Consider the following 1,630-nt stretch of genomic DNA (forward strand, 5'->3'; position numbering starts at 1 on the left):
GATTCCGGCCCGCGGCGGGTCCAAGGGGGTGCCCGGCAAGAACACCGCTCCCGTCGGCGGGACCCCGCTCGTCGCCCGCGCCGTGCGGGCCTGCCGGGACGCGCCCACCGTCACCGACGTGGTGGTCTCCACCGACTCCGGCTCCGTGGCCGCCGCCGCCCGCGCCGCCGGGGCCCACGTGATCACCCGGCCCGCCGCCCTCTCCGGGGACAACGCGAGCAGCGAGGCCGCCGTACTGCACGCCCTGGACGCCTTCGAGGAGCTGGACTCCGTCACCGTGGACGTGGTCCTCCTGGTCCAGTGCACCAGCCCCTTCCTCACCGCCGAGGACGTCGAGTCCGCCGCCGCCGCGGTGGCCTCCGGCGCCGCCGACTCCGCCCTGACCGCCGCCCCCTTCCACGGCTTCCTCTGGCGCCGCGCGGCCGACGGCTGCGGCAGCGGCGTCAACCACGAGGCCTCGTACCGCCCCCGCCGCCAGGACCGCCCCGAGGAACTGCTGGAGACCGGCGCGGCCTACGCCATGACCGCCGCCGGCTTCCGGGCCGCCCGGCACCGCTTCTTCGGACGCACCCTCCCCGTCCCCGCCGACCCGGCGCGGGTCCTGGAGATCGACGACCCGCACGACCTCGCCCGGGCACGCCTCCTCGCGCCCCTGTTCGACACCCCGCAAGGCACTCCGCAAGGCACCCCGCACGACACCCCACGCACCGAGCGAAGGACACCACCCGCCATGACGGTCGCCACCACCGAACCCCGCCTCCGCACCTTCGGCCCCCGCGTCACCGGCCCCGGCCGCCCCGTCTACGTCGTCGGCGAGATCGGCATCAACCACAACGGCGACCTCGGCACCGCCTTCGCCCTGGTCGACGCCGCCGTCGAAGCCGGATGCGACGCCGTCAAGTTCCAGAAGCGCACCCCCGAGATCTGCACCCCCCGCGACCAGTGGGACGTCGAACGCGACACCCCCTGGGGCCGGATGACGTACATCGACTACCGCCACCGCGTCGAGTTCGGCGAGGCCGACTACCTCGCCATCGACGAGCACTGCGCCAAGCGCGGCATCGCCTGGTTCGCCTCCCCCTGGGACACCGAGGCCGTCGCCTTCCTGGAGAAGTTCGACCCGCCCGCCCACAAGGTGGCCTCCGCCTGCCTCACCGACGACGAACTGCTGCGCACCCTGCGCGCCACCGGCCGCACCGTCGTCCTCTCCACCGGCATGTCCACCCCCAAGCAGATCCGGCACGCCGTCGAGGTGCTCGGCAGCGACAACATCCTGCTCTGCCACGCCACCTCCACCTACCCGGCCAAGGCCGAGGAGCTCAACCTGCGCGTCATCAACACGCTCCAGGAGGAGTACCCCAACGTCCCGATCGGCTACTCCGGCCACGAGACCGGCCTGCAGACCACCCTGGCCGCCGTCGCCCTCGGCGCGACCTTCGTCGAGCGGCACATCACCCTCGACCGCGCCATGTGGGGCTCCGACCAGGCCGCCTCCGTCGAACCCGGGGGCCTGGCCCGCCTGGTCCGCGACATCCGCACCATCGAGACCGCCCTCGGCGACGGCGTCAAGCGCGTCTACCCCTCCGAACTCGGCCCGATGAAGAAGCTCCGCCGCATCCAGGGCACCCTC

General features: G+C 73.7%; 1 protein-coding gene and 1 pseudogene. Both read left to right on the plus strand.

Annotation, left to right across the window (positions count from 1 at the left end; all coding sequences use genetic code 11):
- Positions 1 to 28: 28 nt before the first annotated feature.
- Positions 29 to 328: pseudogene (locus SSNG_RS44015) on the plus strand (NTP transferase domain-containing protein); the annotation flags it as partial.
- Between the two features lie 402 nt (positions 329 to 730).
- Positions 731 to 1,630: N-acetylneuraminate synthase family protein (locus SSNG_RS44020; protein WP_007266048.1), on the plus strand; the 900-nt coding region annotated here is incomplete at its 3' end.

Origin of the sequence: Streptomyces sp. C (assembly GCF_000158895.1) — a bacterium.
GTDB lineage: Bacteria > Actinomycetota > Actinomycetes > Streptomycetales > Streptomycetaceae > Streptomyces > Streptomyces racemochromogenes.